The sequence below is a fragment of the Microcoleus sp. S28C3 genome (genome assembly GCF_036700785.1).
In the GTDB taxonomy this organism is placed as follows: domain Bacteria; phylum Cyanobacteriota; class Cyanobacteriia; order Cyanobacteriales; family Microcoleaceae; genus Microcoleus; species Microcoleus asticus.
Window position 1 is genome coordinate 23198 of the sequence record NZ_JAUBPO010000041.1, and the last position, 21231, is coordinate 44428.

The 21231-nt window shown below is 46.5% G+C and carries 17 protein-coding genes; 7 read left to right on the plus strand and 10 right to left on the minus strand.

All coding sequences use genetic code 11. The features are described 5' to 3' along the window. Positions 1 to 165: 165 nt before the first annotated feature. The 3 genes from QUA13_RS14330 to QUA13_RS14340 all read right to left on the minus strand — a co-directional run bounded on the left by QUA13_RS14330 (position 166) and on the right by QUA13_RS14340 (position 4886). Positions 166 to 2166 carry a nitrate ABC transporter ATP-binding protein gene (locus QUA13_RS14330; RefSeq protein ID WP_333199460.1) on the minus strand — a complete coding sequence of 667 codons (2001 nt, stop codon included), beginning with the start codon at positions 2164 to 2166 and terminating at the stop codon, positions 166 to 168. A 299-nt stretch (positions 2167 to 2465) separates the two neighbouring features. Beyond that, entirely contained in the window at positions 2466 to 3311 is an 846-nt protein-coding gene (ntrB, locus tag QUA13_RS14335) for a nitrate ABC transporter permease (protein WP_333191107.1), read from the minus strand. 189 nt (positions 3312 to 3500) lie between these two features. Beyond that, positions 3501 to 4886: a CmpA/NrtA family ABC transporter substrate-binding protein gene (locus tag QUA13_RS14340; protein WP_333199462.1), complete on the minus strand. Its 1386-nt coding sequence runs from the start codon at positions 4884 to 4886 to the stop codon at positions 3501 to 3503. Between the two features lie 812 nt (positions 4887 to 5698). On the opposite strand from QUA13_RS14340, the gene QUA13_RS14345 reads away from it, so the two are divergent. Then, positions 5699 to 6118: a hypothetical protein gene (locus QUA13_RS14345; RefSeq protein WP_333199464.1), complete on the plus strand. Its 420-nt coding sequence runs from the start codon at positions 5699 to 5701 to the stop codon at positions 6116 to 6118. 247 nt (positions 6119 to 6365) lie between these two features. Here QUA13_RS14345 and QUA13_RS14350 read toward each other — a convergent pair whose 3' ends face one another. Then, a complete protein-coding gene (locus QUA13_RS14350) occupies positions 6366 to 7823 on the minus strand; it encodes a CHASE3 domain-containing protein (RefSeq protein ID WP_333199466.1) in 1458 nt (485 codons plus the stop codon). 45 nt (positions 7824 to 7868) lie between these two features. On the opposite strand from QUA13_RS14350, the gene QUA13_RS14355 reads away from it, so the two are divergent. Together QUA13_RS14355 and QUA13_RS14360 are read left to right on the plus strand one after the other, a co-directional pair. Next, a complete protein-coding gene (locus QUA13_RS14355; RefSeq protein ID WP_333199468.1) occupies positions 7869 to 8114 on the plus strand; it encodes a hypothetical protein in 246 nt (81 codons plus the stop codon). A gap of 169 nt (positions 8115 to 8283) precedes the next feature. Then, on the plus strand, positions 8284 to 9306 hold the full coding sequence (locus tag QUA13_RS14360) for a cysteine peptidase family C39 domain-containing protein (RefSeq protein ID WP_333199470.1): 1023 nt from the start codon (positions 8284 to 8286) through the stop codon (positions 9304 to 9306). A gap of 132 nt (positions 9307 to 9438) precedes the next feature. On the opposite strand, the gene QUA13_RS32785 is transcribed toward QUA13_RS14360, so the two are convergent. From QUA13_RS32785 to QUA13_RS14370, 3 genes are all read right to left on the minus strand, one after another. Next, positions 9439 to 9600, minus strand: a complete 162-nt coding sequence (locus tag QUA13_RS32785) for a glutathione S-transferase C-terminal domain-containing protein (RefSeq protein ID WP_445242716.1) — start codon at positions 9598 to 9600, stop codon at positions 9439 to 9441. 52 nt (positions 9601 to 9652) lie between these two features. After that, on the minus strand, positions 9653 to 10141 hold the full coding sequence (locus tag QUA13_RS14365) for a hypothetical protein (protein WP_333199472.1): 489 nt from the start codon (positions 10139 to 10141) through the stop codon (positions 9653 to 9655). 170 nt (positions 10142 to 10311) lie between these two features. Further along, positions 10312 to 11340 carry an isochorismatase gene (locus tag QUA13_RS14370; RefSeq protein ID WP_333199474.1) on the minus strand — a complete coding sequence of 343 codons (1029 nt, stop codon included), beginning with the start codon at positions 11338 to 11340 and terminating at the stop codon, positions 10312 to 10314. A gap of 100 nt (positions 11341 to 11440) precedes the next feature. Between QUA13_RS14370 and QUA13_RS14375 the strand changes: the two genes are divergently transcribed. Together QUA13_RS14375 and QUA13_RS14380 are read left to right on the plus strand one after the other, a co-directional pair. Next, positions 11441 to 12172, plus strand: coding sequence for a TVP38/TMEM64 family protein (locus QUA13_RS14375; RefSeq protein WP_333199476.1), 732 nt, complete (start codon positions 11441 to 11443; stop codon positions 12170 to 12172). A gap of 16 nt (positions 12173 to 12188) precedes the next feature. Beyond that, positions 12189 to 13724 (plus strand): mercuric reductase, encoded by a 1536-nt coding sequence (locus QUA13_RS14380; RefSeq protein WP_333199478.1) that lies wholly within the window; start codon positions 12189 to 12191, stop codon positions 13722 to 13724. Positions 13725 to 14050: 326 nt separating this feature from the next. Here the strand turns inward: QUA13_RS14380 and QUA13_RS14385 are convergent, their stop codons facing one another. From QUA13_RS14385 to QUA13_RS14395, 3 genes are all read right to left on the minus strand, one after another. Continuing rightward, on the minus strand, positions 14051 to 14434 hold the full coding sequence (locus QUA13_RS14385; RefSeq protein ID WP_333199480.1) for a hypothetical protein: 384 nt from the start codon (positions 14432 to 14434) through the stop codon (positions 14051 to 14053). A 65-nt stretch (positions 14435 to 14499) separates the two neighbouring features. Continuing rightward, a complete protein-coding gene (locus tag QUA13_RS14390) occupies positions 14500 to 14751 on the minus strand; it encodes a hypothetical protein (protein WP_333199482.1) in 252 nt (83 codons plus the stop codon). 182 nt (positions 14752 to 14933) lie between these two features. Then, positions 14934 to 16823 carry a histidine phosphatase family protein gene (locus QUA13_RS14395; RefSeq protein WP_333199483.1) on the minus strand — a complete coding sequence of 630 codons (1890 nt, stop codon included), beginning with the start codon at positions 16821 to 16823 and terminating at the stop codon, positions 14934 to 14936. Between the two features lie 542 nt (positions 16824 to 17365). Between QUA13_RS14395 and QUA13_RS14400 the strand changes: the two genes are divergently transcribed. Together QUA13_RS14400 and QUA13_RS14405 are read left to right on the plus strand one after the other, a co-directional pair. Further along, a complete protein-coding gene (locus QUA13_RS14400; RefSeq protein ID WP_333199485.1) occupies positions 17366 to 17572 on the plus strand; it encodes a hypothetical protein in 207 nt (68 codons plus the stop codon). Between the two features lie 797 nt (positions 17573 to 18369). Next, positions 18370 to 20847 carry an ATP-dependent Clp protease ATP-binding subunit gene (locus tag QUA13_RS14405; RefSeq protein ID WP_333191122.1) on the plus strand — a complete coding sequence of 826 codons (2478 nt, stop codon included), beginning with the start codon at positions 18370 to 18372 and terminating at the stop codon, positions 20845 to 20847. Positions 20848 to 21231 lie beyond the last annotated feature (384 nt).

Sequence of the window (21231 nt, forward strand, 5' to 3'; positions counted from 1 at the left end):
TGGGTGATTCGCAAAGAAAGAAGGAAGTTCGGCAACGAGCAATGTACGGGATTTAACGGATGTAACGGAGGTCATGAAGAGGGAATTGCTCATTAGCAATTAACAGCTAAAAACCAAAAACTAACAATTAGCAATTCCCTTGTTTTTATCCAACTAAAAACTGCTCTAAGCAGCTCTGCGGCCGGAATCGAGTACAACTTCCGCCATCGTGAAATCGCGTTTAATCGCCAGATTGTTGAGATAGCCGATCGGATCGTCAGCATTAAACACCGAGCCGTCAAACAAGCTGAGAGAACCGCGAGTGTAATTAATATCAGCCATCCCCAGCTCTCGCGCCGCCGTGCTGAACGCACCGACTCGCACCACCCGTTCCAGAATTTCCACCCAGTTGCGCGGGAACACAGTATCGCCCCAGCGCGCCATCTGCACCATGTGCCAGAGTTGTTCGGTCCGGCTTGGGCGATTCACCCCCTCTCCAGAAAACAAGTGGTGGGCGTATTCCCGCATCGGAGTATCGAGGTTGCAAGCAAAAGAGTTCGGGTCGCCGAGTTGGATGTAATTTTTGTCGGTGGCGACGTACTCCCTTCCCGCGACAATTTCCGAAACCTCTTGGGCGTGATTGGGATCGGCGCAATAGTTGCAAGCTTCCAGCAAAGCTTTGACTAGAGCAATGTGAGTGTTGGGATAAGCATTTGCCCAGTCTTCCCGAACGCCGAGAATTTTCCCGGGGTGTCCGGGCCACAGTTCCAAATCTGTCGCCACCGTAAAGCCTACTCCTTCCATCGATGCCCGCAAGTTCCAAGGTTCGCCGACGCAGAAACCGTCAATAGTGCCGCCCTGCAAGTCAACGATCATCTGAGCCGGTGGGATATTTTTCAGCAACACATCGCGATCGGGGTCAATGCCGCCGGAAGCCAGCCAGTAACGCAGCAACAGGTTGTGCATCGAAGAAGGGTGAACGATCGCCATACGGTGCGTTTGCGCGGGCGTTCTCTGGAGCATTTTTTTAAAGTCTGCCAGAGTGTAGATCCCTTGGTCGTAAAAGCGCCTCGCGAGGGTAATTCCGTTGCCATTGCGGCTCATGGTGAGGGCTGTAACCGTCGGAATCGGCTTCTCTTGGTGGCCCCCCAAGCTCAACCACAGCGCCATTCCAGAGGGCATTTGAGCTGCGTCTAAGTAACCTGCGGCGATGCCGTCTACGATGCCGCGCCAGCTTGTTTCCCGCACGAGGTGGACTTCATCGAGGCCGTGCTTGGCAAAAAAGCCTTTTTCTTTAGCAACAGCGAGGGGAGCGCAGGCTGCGAGGGGGACGAAGCCGAGTTCGAGGTTGACTTTTTCTAAGCCGTGACGGGCGATCGCGGGTACTTTCCGCGCCCGCAGTTTTTTGACGCGCTTCTGCTGGTTGAGGAAGTAAATCATTTCGCTACGTAGAGCGTAGTAGCTGGGGTGTGAGACTACTTCCATCCGTTTGCGGGGGCGGGGGATGTCTACTTCGAGAATGCCGCCAATCTTCGATTCTGGGCCGTTGGTGAGCATGACGATGCGATCGCTCAGCAACACGGCCTCATCCACATCGTGCGTTACCATCAGGGCGCTGATTTCGTACTCTTGGCAAATTTCCATCAACTTTTCTTGCAAGTTGCCGCGAGTCAAAGCATCCAAAGCGCCGAAGGGTTCGTCTAAGAGTAACAGTTTGGGGCGCAGGGCCAGAGCACGGGCGATCGCCACGCGCTGTTTTTGTCCGCCCGACAGCAGTGCGGGTTGCTTCTCGGCGTGGGCCGTCAAGCCCACCATATCGATGTGTTTTTGAATGATTTCGAGGCGTTCGGCTTTGGGTAAGCCGCTCATTACCGAGTCTACGGCTAGGGTAATGTTTTCTCTGACCGTCCGCCAAGGTAGCAGGGAATAGTTTTGGAATACTACCATGCGATCGGGGCCTGGCTGGGTGATTCTTTGCCCTTCAATTGTCACCAATCCGGATGTCGGCAAATCCAAACCTGCCACCATATTGAGCAGCGTAGATTTGCCGCAGCCCGAGTGTCCAATTAATGAGATAAATTCGCCTTTTTTAATTTCCAGATCGATGCCTTTGAGGGCTATGTATGTGCCACCGTCTGATAAATTAAAAACTTTTTCGACTTGTTCTACTGCAATCAAAACAGACATGATTTTCTTGCCTTTTTTGTAGGTTTGTTATTTTGCTAGATCTTGATTGTTGACTGTTGACTGTTGACTGTTCGCTGTTCGCTGTTGATATATAACAGCTCATAGCTAATAGATTCCTGAAGGCATAAAACTTGTCTTTAAACTAACCAAAATACTTTATTGAATCCTTCAAGAATAGTTTAAAAAATTGGTTTCTGAGCCTCGGAGTTCGTAATTCCTGTAACAGTCACCCGTCAACAGTCACCCGTCAACAGTCAACAGTCAACAGTCAACAGTCAACCGTTAACCCATCGAATTAGCTACTTTCCTTGAGGGGGAGCAATCTTTTGCTGCAACCAAGCCATCATGCGATCGAGCAACAAACCAACAGCCCCAATGTAGAACACCGCTAACAGAATTTCGCTGATGTAGTTTTGCTGGTAAGCATTCCAAATAAAGAAGCCGATACCTGTAATCCCCGACATCACAATTTCCGCAGCAATAATCGCCAGCCAAGCCAAACCGATCGCAATTCTCAATCCTGTGAAGATATAAGGAAGCGCTGACGGAAACAAAATATTCATGTAATATTCCTGACGAGAAAGTTGCAGCACTTTCGCCACGTTGTTATAGTCGTCGGGAATTTGGCGAACACCTTCAGCCGTGTTGATTAAAATTGGCCAAACTGAAGTGATAAAAATCACGAACAAAGCAGCAGGTTCGTTTTGTTGCAGTGCAGCCAGGGCAATGGGCACCCAAGCCAAAGGCGCCACCATCCGCAAAAACTGGAAAATCGGATCTAAAGCCTTGTTCAAGAAGGGATTCGTACCTACCAAAACACCCCCAGCAATTCCCACAGCAGCGGCTAGAGTGTAGCCTTTTGCCACCCGTTCCAAACTAGCCAAAGTTTGCCAAAACAAGCCGATCCCGTAGGTTTTGGAATTCATGAAAGGATACAGCAACAAAATCCGCGTCCGTTCGTCAGTCCAAACGCTGAGCGGCCCCGGCAGTTTGATCAGTCCCGTACTTGACAAGAATTGCCAAACCAACAGAAACCCCAAAACTCCTAAAATTGGCGGCAAGATATTTGGGGAATGCTTCTTCCAAAACTCGCCAAATGCTCCTTGGACAGCGACTCCGCCTCTCCGATTTGTGCTGACAGCCATCTTGATAATCTCCTATGTTTCTGCTGTTTTTTTCGAGAATAAATTAATGGTAGGGCGTGCATTGGTGTTAACAAACACGTTAAACCTTTAGTCCCTAGCGGACTGAGAGAAAGATCGTTAATTTGACACCAATGCGGGGCCGTATCCACCCTACAATTCGAGACTAAATTATGCGAATCTAAGACATCATCACACTTTTTTAATTGCTAAACTCTTGAGGTAAGCTTCTGGCTGAGCCGGATTAAATTCTGTACCGTCAAAGAACTTCTCAACGCCGCGAGACGTACTTTTCGGAATGTCAGCATCAGCAACTCCGGCTAATTTTGCTGCGGCTTTCCACAAATCTTCGCGGTTGACTTTATCGATAATTGTCTTAGAATCTGCCAAGGTTGTTGTCGGCAGGAAACCCCAGCGAACGCTTTCGGTTAAAAACCACAAATCGTGACTCTTGTAGGGATAAGAAACGTTGCCGAGGTCGTCTTTCCAGTACAGCGGACTCATCTTGAAATCGTCGATCTCTGGTTGGCCGTCACCCATGAGGTACTTGCCCTGGTAGGGAGGTGTCAAAACTGCCGGAGCTACGTCAAAGTAGTTTCTACCAGAAGTAATGGCTACTAATTCTGGGCGATTTTCTGGTTTGTCGCACCACTGCTGCGCTTCGATCAGTCCTGCTAGCAGGGCTTCTGTGGCCTTGGGGTGTTTGTCTACCCAGTCGCCACGAATAGCGAGATATTCCTCTGGGTGATCTTTCCAGATTTGGCCAGTCAGGGCGGACATGAAGCCGATGTCCTCTGTGACGATTCGCAGGGGCCAGGGGTCGCCGGTACTGAAACCGTCCATGCTGCCGGTTTTCATGTTGGCTACGGTTTGCGCTGACGGTACTGTTAGCAACTCGGCTTCTGTGTCGGGATCGATGCCGTTAGCTGCTAGCCAGTAGCGAATCCAAAAGTCTTGGTTGGCTTTGGGGAAGGTGTAGGCTGCTTTGAAGGGCGTGCCTGCTTTTTTGAGGCCTTTCATGTAGTCTTGGGCCGCTTGGTCTAGTTTGAGCCCGATGCCTTTGCCTCGGTGTTTGGCTGCGATCGCAATTCCATTTCCCTGAGTGTTCAACTGGGCCAGAACATACATCGGGATTTGGACGCTGTTTTTCGTAATCAACCCTTTACTAATTTGATAAGGCATGGGCATTTGCCACTGGCCGCCGTCAATGCCGCCGCCTGCAGATCCGATTTCTACGTTATCTCTTGCCGAACCCCAGTTGGCTTGCTTGGCAATCGTGACTTCGGTCATGCCGTATTTGGCAAAAAAGCCTTTTTCTTGGGCAATGATTAAAGGTGCTGCTTCGACGATCGGGATGTATCCCAATGTGATTTTAGTGCTTTCAATTCCTTCGACTCTTTTCTCGTTGGCAACAGCCACTACTGAGGTAGCTGCGGGTATCGCGCCGTCAGCACCGGCAGTTGCACCGGGTTCTGGGGGATTTCCCAAACAACCTTTGAGCAGTATTGAACCCAGGGCAGATGCACCTGCTGTGACGATAAATTTACGCCTGGAAAATTGATCGGAAAACTTTGTCATAGCCTAGCCTCGCTGCAATTCATAATCTTCTGTAACAACATTCACTGAAGGTTATCAAGGCGCTTTTTTGCTGTTCGCTAATCGGGTTGAGCGAACTGTTTTGAGCGCAGGTTGGCAGAAGCGAGCTAAAGATTTATTGCTAGCATAAGTCTTTAAACTATCCCTGCTGATTTGACTTTTTTGATTAATATCGATATTTCGATCGGCCGAGTTGTGTGAACTCACTTTTTGCGAGTCGCACGTTTTCTTGACTTGGTTATTAACTCTACCGTACTCTTGCGGAAATTATAAAACAATTATTAAATTTGATTGATAAGTAAATCTTTTAGGATCGCGCTATCGATAACGAACCGTTGTGAAGGGCGATCGGGTTTGCTTATCAAAACTGCTTCAAACCAAGACTTGCTGGGTAAGGGTTGTAGCGAATGGCGATCGGGGGGCCTTCAAATCTATTGTCAATAAGCGGCCAACATCGCAGCCACCGCACATTTACTTTGTTAATATATGTCTACTTTTTTAAGGTGGCGGTTAATTGTATTTTAAAATACAGAAATAATTAATGTTTTACGGTATTGCGGTTTTCGGTTTAATGGGTAGTGGTAGGGTGAGTAATACCAATTTTTCCTGAGGCTGCATAGAATTAGAGCCCCCAGCCCCCTAACAAAGGGGGATCAAGAATTCTTTCGTCCCCTTTGGTTGGGGCGATTGAGGGGGATAGGGAGATGTGCAACTTCACATTAAATTGGTATAAGACGGCAAATAACTTTTTTTTCCAATATAATTACCACCTAACCCACCCTAAAAATTAATTTATGAATTTGACAAAAGGTGCAGCAATAAGACTAACAATTCTCTTTGTTTGTCTCGGAATAGGCGGTGCTTATTCATGGTCAATCATGTTCAATCCGGCTTCTTTAGAACAAGCTGAAGCACAAGCTAAATTATTAGAGCAAATCTATGTAAATGGCAATTATATTGAAGCATTTCTCTGGTTTTCCTTTGCTATGGGTTTCGCTCTTAATGCAGGAAAAACCTCAGGAAAAACCAGAAATCATCGCCTGAATACTACCCTAATTTTTTTCTTGTTTGGTGGCTCAGATATTGTCGAAGTACAAACCGGCGCGTGGTGGAGTCCTTGGTGGTTATTTGTTTGGAAAGCTTCTTGTGTTGTATCTATGGTGATCTTATTTTGGGTTTATTTACGCGATCGCCCCCTTGCTAATAAACCATAAATAACTGGTTCCCAGGAAGATCCCGCTCACCGAGGTTCAGAGTCCGAGCATCGCTCTTCTAGCAGGAAAATAGGAGGCAGAGTCCGGATCTGTGTTAACAGGCGATCCGATCGCCCAAGCTGTAGCGATGGGCCTGCGCTCCTTTTGACTTGGATGCCGCAGGTTTGACACGCTTACGGCTGCGATCGCAATTCATGACTCAATGCTATCAATTGTTAGTCTGCTAGCCCCAAAAACTGAGCGCCATTTAGACAATTGAATTTAGATTTTGGGCTGCATCGTTCAATTGTTGAGTGCCTAATTTGGTTTGAGTAATACCACTAGCAGTTTCTTTTGCCGATAGATTGATGCTGTTCATAGCATCGACTACTTGTTGAATGGCAACTGCCTGTTGTTGGGCAGTTAGAGAAATTTGTTGATTGTTCAATACCACATTGTTAACAGCCTTTGCCACTTCCGAGAAAGCTGCTGCCGTTTCTTGACTAATCTTGGTTCCTTCTTCTACTGTTTTAGTTCCTTCCATTGTCACCGTTACGGTGGAATCGATCGAATTCTTGATATCAGCGACCAGGTTGTTAATCTTCTCGGCAGATTTCTTACTTTGATCTGCTAGTTTGCGGATTTCTGTGGCTATGACAGTAAAACCTTTGGCGTTTTCGCCCGCCCGCACCGCTTCTACTGAGGCATTCAGTGCCAGCATATTTGTTTGATTGGCTAAATCTGTGACAGCACTAGAGATATTGCCAATCAGATTGGTTTGTTCGCTCAATTGCAGAATTTGTGCCGCAATCGCCCTGACATTTTCTTTCAATATTGCCATCGATTCTAGAGTTTGCTCCACTGCTAGTGCTCCCCTTTCAGTGATCTTTAAAGCTTGCCGTGCAGATTCAGCACCAGCTTGGGCTTGCTGGGCTGATTGTTGGGAAGCAGCGCCCAACTCATCCATGGTGATGGTAGTTTGATTTACAGAGCTAGATTGCTGCGTGGCTGTGCGTTCCTGCTGTTCAACTGTGGCAGCAATCTCTGTGGAAGAACTGGCGATCGTATTTGCTACCTGATTGATTGGTCGGATAATTTTATCAAAAATAAATAATACAATAAATGAACCCAATACTACAGCAACAACCGTACCTCCTATAGAAACAGTCGTCGCTAATTGCTCCGACTGTTTTGCTATTTTTGTTCTTTGAAGCAGTAGATTATCTTCTAGCTTAAGCATTTCTGCCAGCTTATCCCTGATTTCATCCATAAATATCTTGCCTTTACCTGACATCACCAATGCTCTTAGTTCTGGTTCTTTTCCCGCTCTTTTCAGGGAGATTGTTTCCGCTAATTCATCGAGTTTTTGCTGACCCAAATTTTCAACTTCCTCCAACTTTTTAACTTGTTCAGGGTTATCTTTTATTAACTCTTTTGTCTCATTTACTGTTTGATTAAAGGCGACAGTCCCCTTTTTGTAAGGTTCTAAAAATTCCTCCTTACCAGTGAATATAAACCCGCGCTGTCCTGTTTCAGCATCCACTAATTTTTTTTCTATGGCTTGCAAGTTTGTCTTAACTACATAAGTGTGCGTTTGCAACTCAATAGCTTCGGCTAAATTATCCATACTCAATTTAGTGGCCAATCCGATGCTAATCATTAACAAAAAAATGGAGCCGAATCCCAACGGAACTACTTTACTCAGCCGAATAATATTTGGCGACATTTCACTTTTTACTGCTTGATTAGTTGTTTACTTTTGCGTTGGAATTTGCGTCGTCAACAATTTCCTGCTCTTTTTCACCAAAGTAGTTATTTAATTCCTAATACTCATTCAGAATTAATGCCCCTTTTTTGGTGGAAAAAACTTCCAGCGCTTGTTTTTGCTTTCCTTGCTTTACTAACTCAACCATTGACTCAGACTCATCAAGAAAAATCTGACCTTGATATCGAGCAAGCGATGCAGGTCAAAGTGTTTAGGATTGAGGGTTGTTTTACCTGCTTAGATTTTCGATAAATCCTGTTTATTCGATTGTAGCAGGAAATTCAGGAACCAAAGCCAAACATCGTCAAATTCTCTCCCCCACTCTTCCTCTCTCCCACTGTTCCTCTCTACTACTATTGATTGGGGTGCAAGTCGATCGCATAAATGTTACAACCTAGTTAAGCGATCGACTTCTGAACTTATGGAAATATTTGTGACGCTGGTGCTGGGTTCGGTGCTGTTTGTCTGGGGAATGCGGTTCGGACGGGTGTTAGTTCGATCGGGAGTGACGGCTAACGATTTGTTTAAGGGCAGAAATTCGATCGCCCTGCTGTTTTTGGGTTTTTATATTGCTTTGCTGCTACTGGCTCTAAATATGCCTCAAATGCCTGTTTTGCCGATCGAGTGGCGCTTTCACGGGATGCGAGTTACTTGGACTTTGCTACGAGTGATGCTGATGGGAATCTGCGGTATTGGCTTTACTGTAAGCTGGCAGACGGCGCGATCGCAAGTAATAGCAGTAATTTTAATTTGCTTGTTGGGATTGGGAGGATTTACCAGCGCTGAAGCCTATTTTCTGGCGCCAATTTACGCTGATTTAATAGATAATTTGCGGCCAAACGGTGTGTTTCGGCAAACATCTAACAGCAGTTGCGCGCCGGCGGCGCTAGCAACAGTGTTAAGGCGTTGGGGAATGGATGCGACGGAATCGAGTGTAGCGCGTTTCGCCGGCACGAGTCGCTTGGGAACTTCCATGCCGCAATTAATTGTGGCAGCGAGGGCTTTGGGTATCAATGCGATCGAACTAACGCCGACTTGGGAGCAAATTCAGCAAATTAATCGCCCCGGAGTGCTAGCAGTTTGGCTGTTTGACGGCCCTCGGAAGTTACCGCACGCGGTAGCTTTGCTGGGAATGAATGACAGTGTAGCTGCCATTGGAGATCCGGCGCGGGGCAGGATTTTCTATTTAGATAGGGCAACTTTTGCTCAGATTTGGCGAGAGGAATACGTGCCTATTTTTCGTTCTGCCGATATCTTGTTAAGTGACAAACAAGCTATTGACTATTTGAGTAAATTAGGCTATAATAGCGGCGATTTAAAAGCAGATATCGAGCGCTTTCAAACTGATAAAAAATTAAAAGTGAGCGGCAATTTAGATCGGATGACTGAGTTAATGTTGAGCGGCAGTTTTTTGGAAGGAGTCCCCAGATTGGATGGCAAATAGTTAGGGAAAATCATCAACAGCAGAGGCTTTCTTGACGGAGAGGGAAGAGTACCTCTGAGGTTTTTGTCAAACAATAGTTGAGCCATTCGTTGATAGCGATCGCCCCAGCAGACGATCGACGATCGCACCTTCCTAGCGTGGTTGCATGAAATTACCAATGTAACCGCAGGCAGTTGCATCTAATGTGGCGCGTGGAGCTCCCATAAAAAACGGTTTATTTGCCAGAAAGTCCGAGAGGACTTGGAAATCAGCGTAGATAATCGGACTGATTTTTTCATGACTATAACAACCGATATCCTACATTTTCATCCTATATTTTTACGGTCGATCGCAGCTTAGCCGCGCCTCACCGTTTTTGACAATTGGGAACAGTTGAATCGCTCCTTTTAGGCTCAGACAGCTTGACTTCCCATCCATTTGAATTCCACCAATTAACTCGCTGATTCGGCTGAATCCAGAAGTTTAGTTTCGCGATTTTGCCATCCTCAAATGTGAGTGTAGGAAAGGTAGGATAACTGGTATCATCGGTTTCGCGATAAGTGCGTCCTAGGTAATTAATGCAGGTTGTTAATCCCTCAGCAATTCCCAATTCTTCCACTCCAGTTCCCTTCAATTTCGCATCATCGTAGCTGAAAGAACCGTTGAATGAATTGCCGGCTAACCTACCTTTGGTAACAGTGACGGTGAAATCGTAGGTGACGGGAACTGCGTAGGCTTGGGTTGCAGTTACAACTGTGCTCAGAAGAGTCGTGGCCATAGCCACCGAGAGTTTTGAAATTGCTTGCACGCTCGCATCCCGAAAAAGAACAACACTATTAATTTCGCTTTCAATCATCGGGAAACTCCTTAACTACGCTTCTGTCGTAAGTGATTTACCGGCTATGATATCATAAGTAATGAGTTAAATGCGATCGCAGCAGACTGCCAAGGCAACAAAACTTACCACCTATGGTTAATAATGTATACTTTTTTGGTACTGCAAAACCCCACAGAAAACGCTCGTCTTTAATCGCCCAGAATTAACTGAGTAGATTTAACCACATTCATTCCCGCCGCAGCAAATCTTTGAAAAGCTGCATCTGCTTGTTCCGTAAAATCAACAACACCCGGAACAACGACAGGCGAAGTGCAATCTTCCAACAAATAAACCTTCTTTGCCAAATTCGGATCTCGCCCTAAAATTTCAGTCAGCAAATCATCAATCGTCCAAGCCACGCAGTGACTTTTCGCTTGTCCCGCAATAATTACCGCATCAAAACCTAGCAACTTATCAATAAAAGAAGCATTTTTTTGAGCAATAGAACTGCCATCCGGCCCGTCTAATACTTCCGGCCGCAAAACCGAATAGTTTTCAGTTAAGGGATTGCCGCCTTTAATCTCAAAAAGTGCTTGGCTGTTGCGGGCGATGCCGTGAAAAAATATTGCTTCTTCCACAGCGGAAACCAGGGCGTGTCCGACGCCGCCCAGCATTGAGTGATAGGGCCAAATTGTCAGGGGATATTTGCCCTCATCACTGAGTTTCTGCACGTAGTGGAGTGCGTGTTTTTGCAGTGCCGAATAGTTACCATTGGCGATGCTTTGGGCGACGGCGGGATTGACTTTCCAGATGCCTTGCTGCACCTCTTCTAAAGTAATTGATGTGGCGGCTGGTAGGGGGTGTTCGCCTGCTTCATTTATCCAAAAGATTGGATGAAAAATTTGCATGGCGGTGTGGGTGTCCATTGTCGGCGCAATGGTTGTAATTGCATTTAAATTGCTGTAGATAAATTCGCACAGCCGCAGGTTGTCATCGACAGCACCGCTACCGGAACGCCCACCCACAAATAGTTCAAATTCGGGCAAGCAAAAGGTATTTTGGGCGTCGATTATCAGCAAACAAATGCGATTTTTGTCGTTGGCGGCGGGATGGATGCTGTATCTTTCCGCCCATTCTTTAGCTTCAGCGGCGCGTTCTTGGTAGGGAACTCGCCAGACTTGACCTACTTTTTTGGTGTCGAAATAGTCGGGGGTTGGGAGTTGGGTTTTTGCTTTCATGGCTGATTTATTTTGTGGTGAGTTATCGGATTTGAAAGTTTAGATTTGAGATTTTAGATTGAACAGTAGTATAATGCTGAGAGCTATTTGCGGGTGAGTCATGCCAATCAAACAAATTCAAGATTTTGCTAGGGTAAGTTTTAAACGAATATTATTGCTTTTTTCCCTTGCAACTTTATTTGGTATCTTAATTCTAGCAACTAGGTCTTTTTATGTTCAAGAATTTTTAAGAAATGTCTTAATGCAGATCGAGCATTTAGGCGCTTGGGGCCCAGTAGCTTTTATTGTCACCTACAACCTAGCTACTGTACTATTTATACCTGGTTCTGTGTTGACTCTTGGAGGCGGGGTGATTTTTGGTCTGTGGTGGGGGTCGGTTTACGTGTTTGTTGCGGCAAGTTTAGGTGCTACGTTTGCTTTTCTGATCGGGCGATACTTGTCGCGCGATCGCGTGGTAAAATATATGGAAACTTATCCCAAGTTTAAAGCTTTCGATCGCGCAGTTTCTCAACAAGGATTTAAAATAGTTTTTTTGACTCGTCTCTGTCCTTTATTTCCTTTCAATTTATTGAATTACGCTCTGGGAATTACTCAGGTTTCTTTAAAAGATTACGTGTTAGGTTTTTCGGGCATGATACCGGGAACTGTTATGTACGTTTACTCAGGTTCTTTAGTGGGAAATATTGCAGCGATATCTACGCTAAATCTGCCGGAAAATCCGCAAGCAGAAGCAGCAAAATGGTTGATTAATATCATCAGTTTTACGGCCGCTGTCGCCGTCACTTTATCGCTCTCCCGTATTGCTCGCAAGGCTTTAGATGAAACTATTTAATTAGGAAAATTTGTTAATGTCGCAGTCAAAAGTCGATCGCGTAACAGTCCCCCCGATGGACGAACACAACCAAAAATTAGTCTCCTATTTGCATCCGCCAGATTGGGTAAATCCGCAGCCCGCTAGCAGTTATAATTTAGTAGTAATTGGAGCCGGGCCCGCCGGATTAATTGTGGCTGCGGGTGCCGCAGGTTTGGGCGCGAAAGTTGCTTTAATTGAAAAACATTTAATGGGCGGCGACTGTTTGAATGTCGGTTGCGTGCCGTCAAAAGCTTTAATTCGATCGTCCCGCACTGTCGGCGATATCTGGAATGCCAGTAAGTTTGGCGTTCATGTTTCTAACGGTGTAGAAGTGGATTTTGGCGCTGTGATGGAACGGCTGCGCCGCATCAGGGCGGGAATCAGCGATGTTGATTCTGTTCAACGCTACCAGCACAAATTAGGAGTCGATGTTTTCTTAGGTTCCGGTCGTTTTATTAGCAATAATACAGTAGAAGTTGCAGGTCAAAATCTCCGCTTTAAAAAAGCAGTAATCGCCACCGGTGCAAGGGCGCTACAACCGCAAATTCCCGGTTTACAAGAAGCTGGATATCTGACAAATGAAACTGTCTTTAACCTGACAGAAAGACCTCAGCGTTTGGCAGTAATTGGCGCAGGGCCGATCGGCTGCGAATTGGCTCAAGCCTTTCGGCGGCTGGGTTCGGAAGTTTTATTGCTGCACAAAAATGCTCAGATTTTAGACAAAGAAGATGCGGATGCTGCTAAAATCGTGCAGCAGGCTTTTGTACGCGAAGAAATTCAACTAATACTAGAATCCCAAATAGAGCGCGTTGAGAAAACAAATGCAGGCAAAGTAATTTATTATAAATCTCAAGATAAGGAAGCATCGGTAACAGTAGATGAAATTATTGTGAGTACAGGGCGATCGCCCAACGTGGAAGGATTGAATTTGGAGGCGGTCGGCGTCGAATACGATACACAAACGGGCGTATTTGTCAACGACAATTTGCAAACTACTAATCCCCGCATTTATGCTGCCGGCGATATTTGCATGAAACATAAATTTACTCACGCTGCTGATTTTGCCGCGAGGATGGTGATTCAAAACACTTTATTTTTCGGGCGCAAAAAGCTCAGCGCTTTGACGATACCTTGGTGTACTTATACTGATCCGGAGGTGGCCCGCGTCGGAATCGGCGAACACGAGGCTCAGGAAAAAGGAATTGATGTCGATACATTTTTAATTCCTTTCAGTCAAGTCGATCGGGCAATTATTGACGGTGAAGACGAGGGCTTTGTGAAAATTTACGTCAAGAAAGGCAGCGACAAAATATTAGGTGCAACTATTGTGGCGCGACACGCTGGGGATATGATCGGCGAAATTACTTTAGCAATGGTTAACAATATTGGTTTGGGAAAGATTGCTAGCACAATTCACCCGTATCCCACGCAAGCTGACGCGATTCGGAAAGCCGGGGATGCTTACAATCGCACTCGTTTGACTCCGCTTGTCAAGAATTTGTTTAATAAATGGCTGGCTTGGACGCGATAGATTAAACTGTATCGAATCAACCTTATTTCGTCTCACCCGCCCATACAGAATGTGCTGTTATCACCAGATAAAATTGGTGGCAAACAATGAACCGTAAGGGTGTGTTCACCAACCATCTATGGTGAACGTGAATAATCTCGTCTCGCCCGCCCCCACCCGATCGCAAATACAAATCTACCCTTAATTTATTGGATATAATCTTGATGTAAAATCGGGCGGGGCGGGTTTATCAGATTGTTTGATTCGTGTTCGAGATTTCGGCGAACCCGTCCCTAGGCGGATTGCGGTTTTCGACATTCCCATTTACGTTTTTGTACATTGATTGACTAATCAATTAAATGCAATCTATCCTCATAACCCCGCATTATCTTCTGTAAGACGTGCCTTAACCTTTCAAAGTCAGCATCTTCTAAGGAGAAAGTAATTGCAACCTCATCATATTCTGGAAGAGTTCTTGTATCGGAACCGAAACGAACAGTAAATTGATTGCGACTAAGAGTAACCCAATCGACACCTACATCTTCTCCCCAATTTTCATCGTCCAGCTCTGCATAGATATTTTTTCTGTTAGGAAGAGGAACCATCTCTTCTTCACACTCTTCTTCTCGTGTCAGGAGGAAATAATGTTCGCCCCCTTCCGCTTCAGAAAAACCCACATACAAATTGGCTTTAATAGCATCAAAGCTAGGAGCGAAAATTTCATATTTCATAAAACATTCTACCTTTCAGTGTCCCTTGCTGAAACGTTAAAAAAATCGTTGAACCAAAGAGTCAGTCAGGAGCGATCGCATTCATCAAGCGGCTTCAGGAGGATTTTGAGTTCATCAACGGGAATATTCAGGTCTTTGGTAGTAGTTGCTGCTTTGGGGTCGGCTGGTTTCTCTGGTTCAACTTGTTCCACCTTTGGAGTGTTGGCATCTTTAGCTGGCTCTTGCTCTTGCTCCTGCGATCGCACTGGAGTCGTCCATACCACGGCAACACAAACGACTGCTGTCAGGATAATTGCTCGAATTTTATAACGTGACATTTGCTAAATTCTCCCGATTTTGATATCTAACAAGTTCATTCCAAAACTATGTTTTTAAATATAAAATTTGATGTACTGTGGAGCGACTGAATCTGTAAATTGCTCCTGTCTTGAACTTGGAGCTGACAGAATTTCCCAAAATTCTGTCAGCTCCATTAATATCAACTGTGGGCGATCGCCACTTATGCTCCACCTGGGGATGCACTAGCAGATCCGACATTCAAGTTAGCAACTAACCCATAGGTTGATATGTACTCTTCTAACTCTGCTAAATCAACACTGCCATTTTTATCGGAGTCAAGAGTATTAAAAAGATAATCAGTGATGTAACTTCTGACTTCTTCAGAGCTACGTTCGCCTGTTGTCATATCTTCGATTAGGCCTAACAACTCCATAATCTCAGTTCGTTCTAGCGACTTACTTCCATCCGTATCCAATTGCAGGAACAGCTTTTTGATATCTGCTGTTGCCACTCTCGAAGAACGCAGGGTTTCTCTCAATATGTCATTGCCAAATGAATTCATGAACAATATCTGTTCGATGAGTGGTATGCAGAAGAACCCCAGCGCTGCCCAAAAAATTGCATATTTTACGGCTTCTGGATTTGCAGTTGCACTAACTCCGATGAAAAGAGCCGCCCAAAGGAAAAAGTTTGGATTCACAAGCAGGATATAAGCATCCCGAGCTTCTGCCTTGCTTAGCTTGCCCTTTGTCACTACTGAAGTTAATGTAGCTACTACGCGCATCGAGACAAATACCAAAGTTGCAATTGCCAGTTGTTGCAGACAAGCTAGCGATCGCGCTGTATCCGTTGAGGAAAATATATCGCTGAGGAATGTTGCCGGAGTAAACTGAAACCCGGTTGCCAAAGCCATGAATGCGACAGCAAGCACACCGATAAATTTCCAGTTTTTACTGTGGTGGTTTGATTCCACCGGGGATTTGTCGCGCCAAAACTGGGCGATCGCACCCGGTATTGCCAGACCTAGAATTAAAATGACGCCGAAAAAGATCAGGCTGTCAACGTTAATGGGTAAATTGGCAACCTTCAATGTAGCCAGAAGCGCTAGTGGAGCAACGATTGATAGGGTTCTTGACAAGAGAGCCGACGGATAAAGATTGCCGCCCCAAAGCACTGATAAAACTGGGGAAGTCAGGGCTGGCGGAACCATCCAAAACAGCACCCACAAAACTTTGTACAAATCAGCTTCGCTCTGATACAAAAGTCCAGAAAATATTAAAAATAGCCCAACTACCCATCGCACTGCCATCCACCCGTAAACTAGATACTTCACAGTTGAAGTTACTTTGCGTTTACTCGCGGCAAAGTCGATGTCCAGGTAAGTATAAAACGTTGAAGCGGCAAGACACACAACGACGATCGCTCGAAATAGGGCTGACGGAATCCCTCCTGCTGCGCCGCTGATTGCCCCTACCAAGCTTCCCACCAAAAAGGCGGCGGCATAGATCAAAATCGCCCACATAATTGAAAGATCGTTGATCTCTTTACGCAGGGAAGCAGCACCGCCGGATTCCTTGTCCCGAAACTTGACGAGATCCACACCGCTGAGAGCTTTACCGTTGGGGAGTTTCAGGTGTTTATAAGCAGTCGGTGGCAGACCGCTTAAATAAAGTGCTAGAGGCTCCAATACATATTGGTGGCACACTACTAGAACTGTTTCTCCGCGTTCCAAGTGCGGTACAATTTTGTCTTCGTAAAAACGGGCAGCGCGAGAATAAACTTGGGCAATCTTTTCGCCAGCCGGGGGTGCTTCGTTATGTGAATGCAACATTTCCTCGAAGCCTTCGTAGCCCAGGGCTAGACGCAGCAGATTCAGGTTGCGACCGGCAAAAATGCCAAAGGATTTTTCGCTAATTCGATGGTCTATCTCAACCGGGGTATTTGGCGATTTTAGTGCTTGACTTTCAGCAAGGGCTATTTCACAGGTTTGCCGTGCGCGTCTCATGTGGGAGACATATACTGCGTCAAACTTTGTACCTTTTTTCTTCAGGTCAACACCTGCACGGCGCGCCTGCAATCGGCCAAATGATGTCAGGTCAACATCCAGCACTCCTGCAAAAATGTTGCGTTCGTTACTGGTACTTTCACCGTGCCGAATAAAGTAGACACGTCCTAGCTCTTCTGCATTAAATTCTTTTGGTTAATCGGCAGAAGTAGCTGTGGTTACATTATGGGATTTACCTGTAACTTCGATCGATCCATTGTCGCTACTTTCTACCGACTCATCTAAATCTCTAGTCTTCATGATTTATTTTCACTAAGCCTTAAACAGGATTTAGATTGTCTAACGTTGAACTTTCAGACTTTAAGTCAGACCAGTTAACGACCAAAAGCACTCTACCACGAAACCACGGTTATTTACCGTGCTCAGCATCATAATTTGCACGATCGAAGACAGTGGTTTTTGTCCAGCAAAATTTCTGGTAAAATCACCCGAAGTAAAAAAATCCAAGTAGTCCACTTTCTCGCGCTTTACCTGAAAAGAGAGAGCTATGCTAAAGATTAAATGTACTCGGGTTGATATCAAAAATTTTCATGATTACAATAGTGCGGGCTGTTTGGAATTCCTAGTCTGAAACCCGTAATTTTCAGTTGAGCGATCGTCGTGCGATCGTTAGCGCCACCCTCCTAATGTTCGCCCTGCAACCCTTCTTCTACAGTGGATTATCAAAAACTGTCGGAAGTGTTGCGATCGGCGATTTCCTGAAAGCCCATTCCCGCGTGCGACTGAATACTATATTTTTTCTCCTACTCACCCAACTTAAGTTTGATAGAAAGCTTGTAATAATTCGTCAATAAAAACTGTTTGTTCTCGAAGTATTGCGCCGATTTTTTGGGGTTTACAACAGCAAAATCGAACTAAATCGCGACAAATCCTAGGACTCATAAACAAGATTTAGTTTCTCTTGTGACTTTAAACTTTGAGAAATTTAACTCAGAGCGGTTAACGACAAAAAACACTCTGCTGCGAAAGCACTTTCTTTGACCGTGGTGATTATAGTCTGAGTTTAACCATCGGAGTGTAGCAATACTAACTAATTGATGCAGGAGCGATCGCACAACTGACAACATGAAGAACACCCAAATCTTCAAAGGATCTGAGACAAAATTTTAGATAAAAAAAGCCCAGCTCGCTCTTTCCCTCGCAAACCAAAAGATTCTTGAGATGGACAGCAGCTTAAGAGCGAGTTTAGGGGATCGATCGCCCATCTAAGCAATAACTTTTGTGAAAAACCCGCCCGACACTTCGATAAATATCAATTTTGCACCTGCATGAGAGCCAAAAAGATTATGCTAGAATCCATCAATACGTAGTCGTAGGTTGGGCACAGGCCGAGAAGAGCAATCTTCTTGCAGTCTAGGGGAGGTTGTAGGTCAGCCACCATTTGGGTCTTCCCAGTTGAAAGCCATCCTGCAACGGCAGCCTAGAATCTGCAACCGCTTTTCCAGTGCGGCAGAGCGGTTGGGAGTGTCACGCTAGAATAAGCAGTACGAGTAGGGACACGGCAATGCCCTGTCCCTACGAGAACACAAACGCTCGTTGTGCGAGCGTGACCTCGAAACGGGCACATAGCAGCAGGTGATGGGAATAAATCATGTTTGAACGCTTCACAGAAAAAGCAATAAAAGTAATCATGTTGGCCCAGGAAGAAGCTCGCCGCCTGGGTCACAACTTCGTAGGGACAGAACAGATCCTCCTGGGTCTGATCGGTGAAGGAACCGGGGTGGCAGCTAAAGTCCTCAAATCAATGGGTGTCAATCTCAAAGACGCTCGGATTGAGGTCGAAAAAATCATCGGCCGCGGTTCCGGCTTCGTAGCAGTCGAAATTCCGTTCACTCCCCGCGCCAAGCGGGTTCTAGAACTATCCCTAGAAGAAGCTCGCCAACTCGGACACAATTATATAGGTACCGAACACCTGCTGCTGGGCCTGATCCGCGAAGGTGAAGGAGTAGCGGCCAGAGTCTTAGAAAACCTGGGAGTAGACTTATCGAAAGTCCGCACCCAAGTCATTCGGATGCTGGGAGAAACCGCAGAAGTCGCAGCCACTGGCGGAGGTGCCCGCACCAAAACCCCAACCCTCGATGAATTCGGTGCCAACCTCACTCAAATGGCGGTCGATGGCAAACTAGACCCAGTAGTCGGACGCCAAAAAGAAATCGAACGGGTAATTCAAATCCTCGGTCGGCGCACAAAAAATAACCCGGTGCTCATCGGCGAACCCGGAGTCGGTAAAACCGCGATCGCCGAAGGTCTGGCCCAGCGCATCGCTAACAACGACATCCCAGACATCCTCGAAGACAAGCGCGTCGTCACCCTCGACATCGGCCTCCTCGTCGCCGGTACCAAATACCGGGGCGAATTTGAAGAGCGCCTCAAAAAAATCATGGACGAAATCCGCACAGCGGGTAACGTGATTTTGGTGATTGACGAAGTGCACACTTTGATCGGTGCAGGTGCGGCTGAAGGCGCGATCGACGCAGCGAACATCCTCAAGCCGGCTCTGGCAAGAGGCGAACTCCAATGTATTGGCGCTACGACCCTCGACGAGTACCGCAAGCACATCGAGCGCGATGCAGCTTTAGAGCGGCGCTTCCAGCCCGTCATGGTCGGCGAACCGACCGTTGACGAGACGATCGAGATTCTCTTCGGTCTGCGGGAACGCTACGAACAGCACCACAAGCTGAAAATTTTGGACACGGCCCTGGAAGCCGCAGCCAAACTCTCACATCGTTACATCTCCGATCGCTTCCTCCCAGACAAAGCAATTGACTTGGTAGACGAAGCAGGTTCCAGAGTCCGCCTGATCAACTCCCAACTGCCCCCGGCAGCCAAAGAACTTGACAAAGAACTGCGCCAAGTCCTCAAAGATAAAGACGAAGCGGTGCGTTCTCAAGACTTTGACAAAGCCGGCGAATTGCGCGATCGAGAAATGACCATCAAAGCCGAAATTCGCGCTATTTCCCAAGCCAAAAAAACCGACTCGGCCCGCACCGGCGAAACAGACCCATCGCCAGTAGTCACCGAAGAAGATATCGCTCAAATCGTGGCAAGCTGGACGGGCGTCCCGGTCAACAAACTGACCGAATCCGAATCCGAAAAGCTGATGCACATGGAAGATACCTTGCACCAGCGCTTGATCGGTCAGGAAGAAGCAGTGAAAGCCGTTTCCCGCGCCATCCGCCGCGCTCGCGTCGGCTTGAAAAATCCCAATCGCCCGATCGCCAGTTTCATCTTCTCCGGGCCCACCGGCGTCGGCAAAACCGAACTCACCAAAGCCCTAGCCGGCTACTTCTTCGGTTCCGAAGACGCGATGATTCGGCTGGATATGTCGGAGTACATGGAACGGCACACCGTCTCCAAACTCATCGGTTCCCCTCCGGGCTACGTCGGCTACAACGAAGGCGGCCAACTCACAGAAGCAGTCCGCCGCCGTCCTTACACCGTCGTGCTGTTCGACGAAATCGAAAAAGCCCACCCCGATGTCTTCAATATGCTGCTGCAAATATTGGAAGACGGCCGCTTAACAGATGCCAAAGGTCGCACCGTGGACTTCAAAAACACGCTGCTGATTATGACTTCAAACATCGGTTCTAAGGTGATTGAAAAAGGCGGCGGCGGCCTCGGCTTCGAGTTCACTGAAAACCAAACCGATGCCAATTACAACCGCATTCGCTCCTTGGTTAACGAAGAACTCAAAAACTACTTCCGCCCCGAATTCCTCAACAGGCTCGACGAAATTATCGTCTTCCGCCAGTTGAACCGGGAAGAAGTCAAGGAAATCGCCGTCATTATGCTCAAAGAAGTGTTCGGCCGCTTGACAGAACAGGGAATCACCCTCGAAGTGACCGAAAAATTCAAAGAACGGCTGGTAGAAGAAGGCTACAACCCCAGCTACGGAGCCAGACCCCTGCGCCGCGCCATCATGCGGTTGTTGGAAGACAGTTTGGCTGAGGAAATCCTTTCTGGCCGCATCAAAGACGGCGACACCGCTGTTGTGGATGTGGGCGAGGACGGAATTGTTAAGGTGCTGCAAGGTCAAAAGCGGGAATTGCTGCCCCAAGGCGCTGAGTAAGATTGAGTAAGTGCGATCGCCAGTAAAGTTTGGAAATAACCAATCTCGCAGTCGCAAACAACTCAAAATCCTCACATAAAAAAGGTAGAGAATTTAAATTCTCTGCCTTTTTTATGAGTTAATATCAAGAGGAGACTTATTGCATAAATCTTTGATTGATAGGGAAACCGCAGATGCAACGCAGATGCCTTTCAAGATAGTTTGCAAAGGCATACTCTTCAAGTCTAGTAATTAAGAGCGACATACTCCAACGGTAAGCTGTACTGCATTTAAATTGTATATTTTGGGCGGGTTCGCGTTTCCAGCCCGCTCATGGTTTGATTATTTCTGGAGATGCAATTTAAATGCTGATGAGCTTAATCAGATAATTAGTGGCAACTATAT

Excerpts from the sequence above, each read along its gene's own strand:
- QUA13_RS14330 (WP_333199460.1), bottom strand. The coding sequence starts at position 2,166 with ATGTCTGTTTTGATTGCAGTAGAACAAGTCGAAAAAGTTTTTAATTTA.
- ntrB (WP_333191107.1), bottom strand. The coding sequence starts at position 3,311 with ATGGCTGTCAGCACAAATCGGAGAGGCGGAGTCGCTGTCCAAGGAGCA.
- QUA13_RS14340 (WP_333199462.1), bottom strand. The coding sequence starts at position 4,886 with ATGACAAAGTTTTCCGATCAATTTTCCAGGCGTAAATTTATCGTCACA.
- QUA13_RS14345 (WP_333199464.1), top strand. The coding sequence starts at position 5,699 with ATGAATTTGACAAAAGGTGCAGCAATAAGACTAACAATTCTCTTTGTT.
- QUA13_RS14350 (WP_333199466.1), bottom strand. The coding sequence starts at position 7,823 with ATGTCGCCAAATATTATTCGGCTGAGTAAAGTAGTTCCGTTGGGATTC.
- QUA13_RS14360 (WP_333199470.1), top strand. The coding sequence starts at position 8,284 with ATGGAAATATTTGTGACGCTGGTGCTGGGTTCGGTGCTGTTTGTCTGG.
- QUA13_RS14365 (WP_333199472.1), bottom strand. The coding sequence starts at position 10,141 with ATGATTGAAAGCGAAATTAATAGTGTTGTTCTTTTTCGGGATGCGAGC.
- QUA13_RS14370 (WP_333199474.1), bottom strand. The coding sequence starts at position 11,340 with ATGAAAGCAAAAACCCAACTCCCAACCCCCGACTATTTCGACACCAAA.
- QUA13_RS14375 (WP_333199476.1), top strand. The coding sequence starts at position 11,441 with ATGCCAATCAAACAAATTCAAGATTTTGCTAGGGTAAGTTTTAAACGA.
- QUA13_RS14380 (WP_333199478.1), top strand. The coding sequence starts at position 12,189 with ATGTCGCAGTCAAAAGTCGATCGCGTAACAGTCCCCCCGATGGACGAA.
- QUA13_RS14385 (WP_333199480.1), bottom strand. The coding sequence starts at position 14,434 with ATGAAATATGAAATTTTCGCTCCTAGCTTTGATGCTATTAAAGCCAAT.
- QUA13_RS14390 (WP_333199482.1), bottom strand. The coding sequence starts at position 14,751 with ATGTCACGTTATAAAATTCGAGCAATTATCCTGACAGCAGTCGTTTGT.
- QUA13_RS14405 (WP_333191122.1), top strand. The coding sequence starts at position 18,370 with ATGTTTGAACGCTTCACAGAAAAAGCAATAAAAGTAATCATGTTGGCC.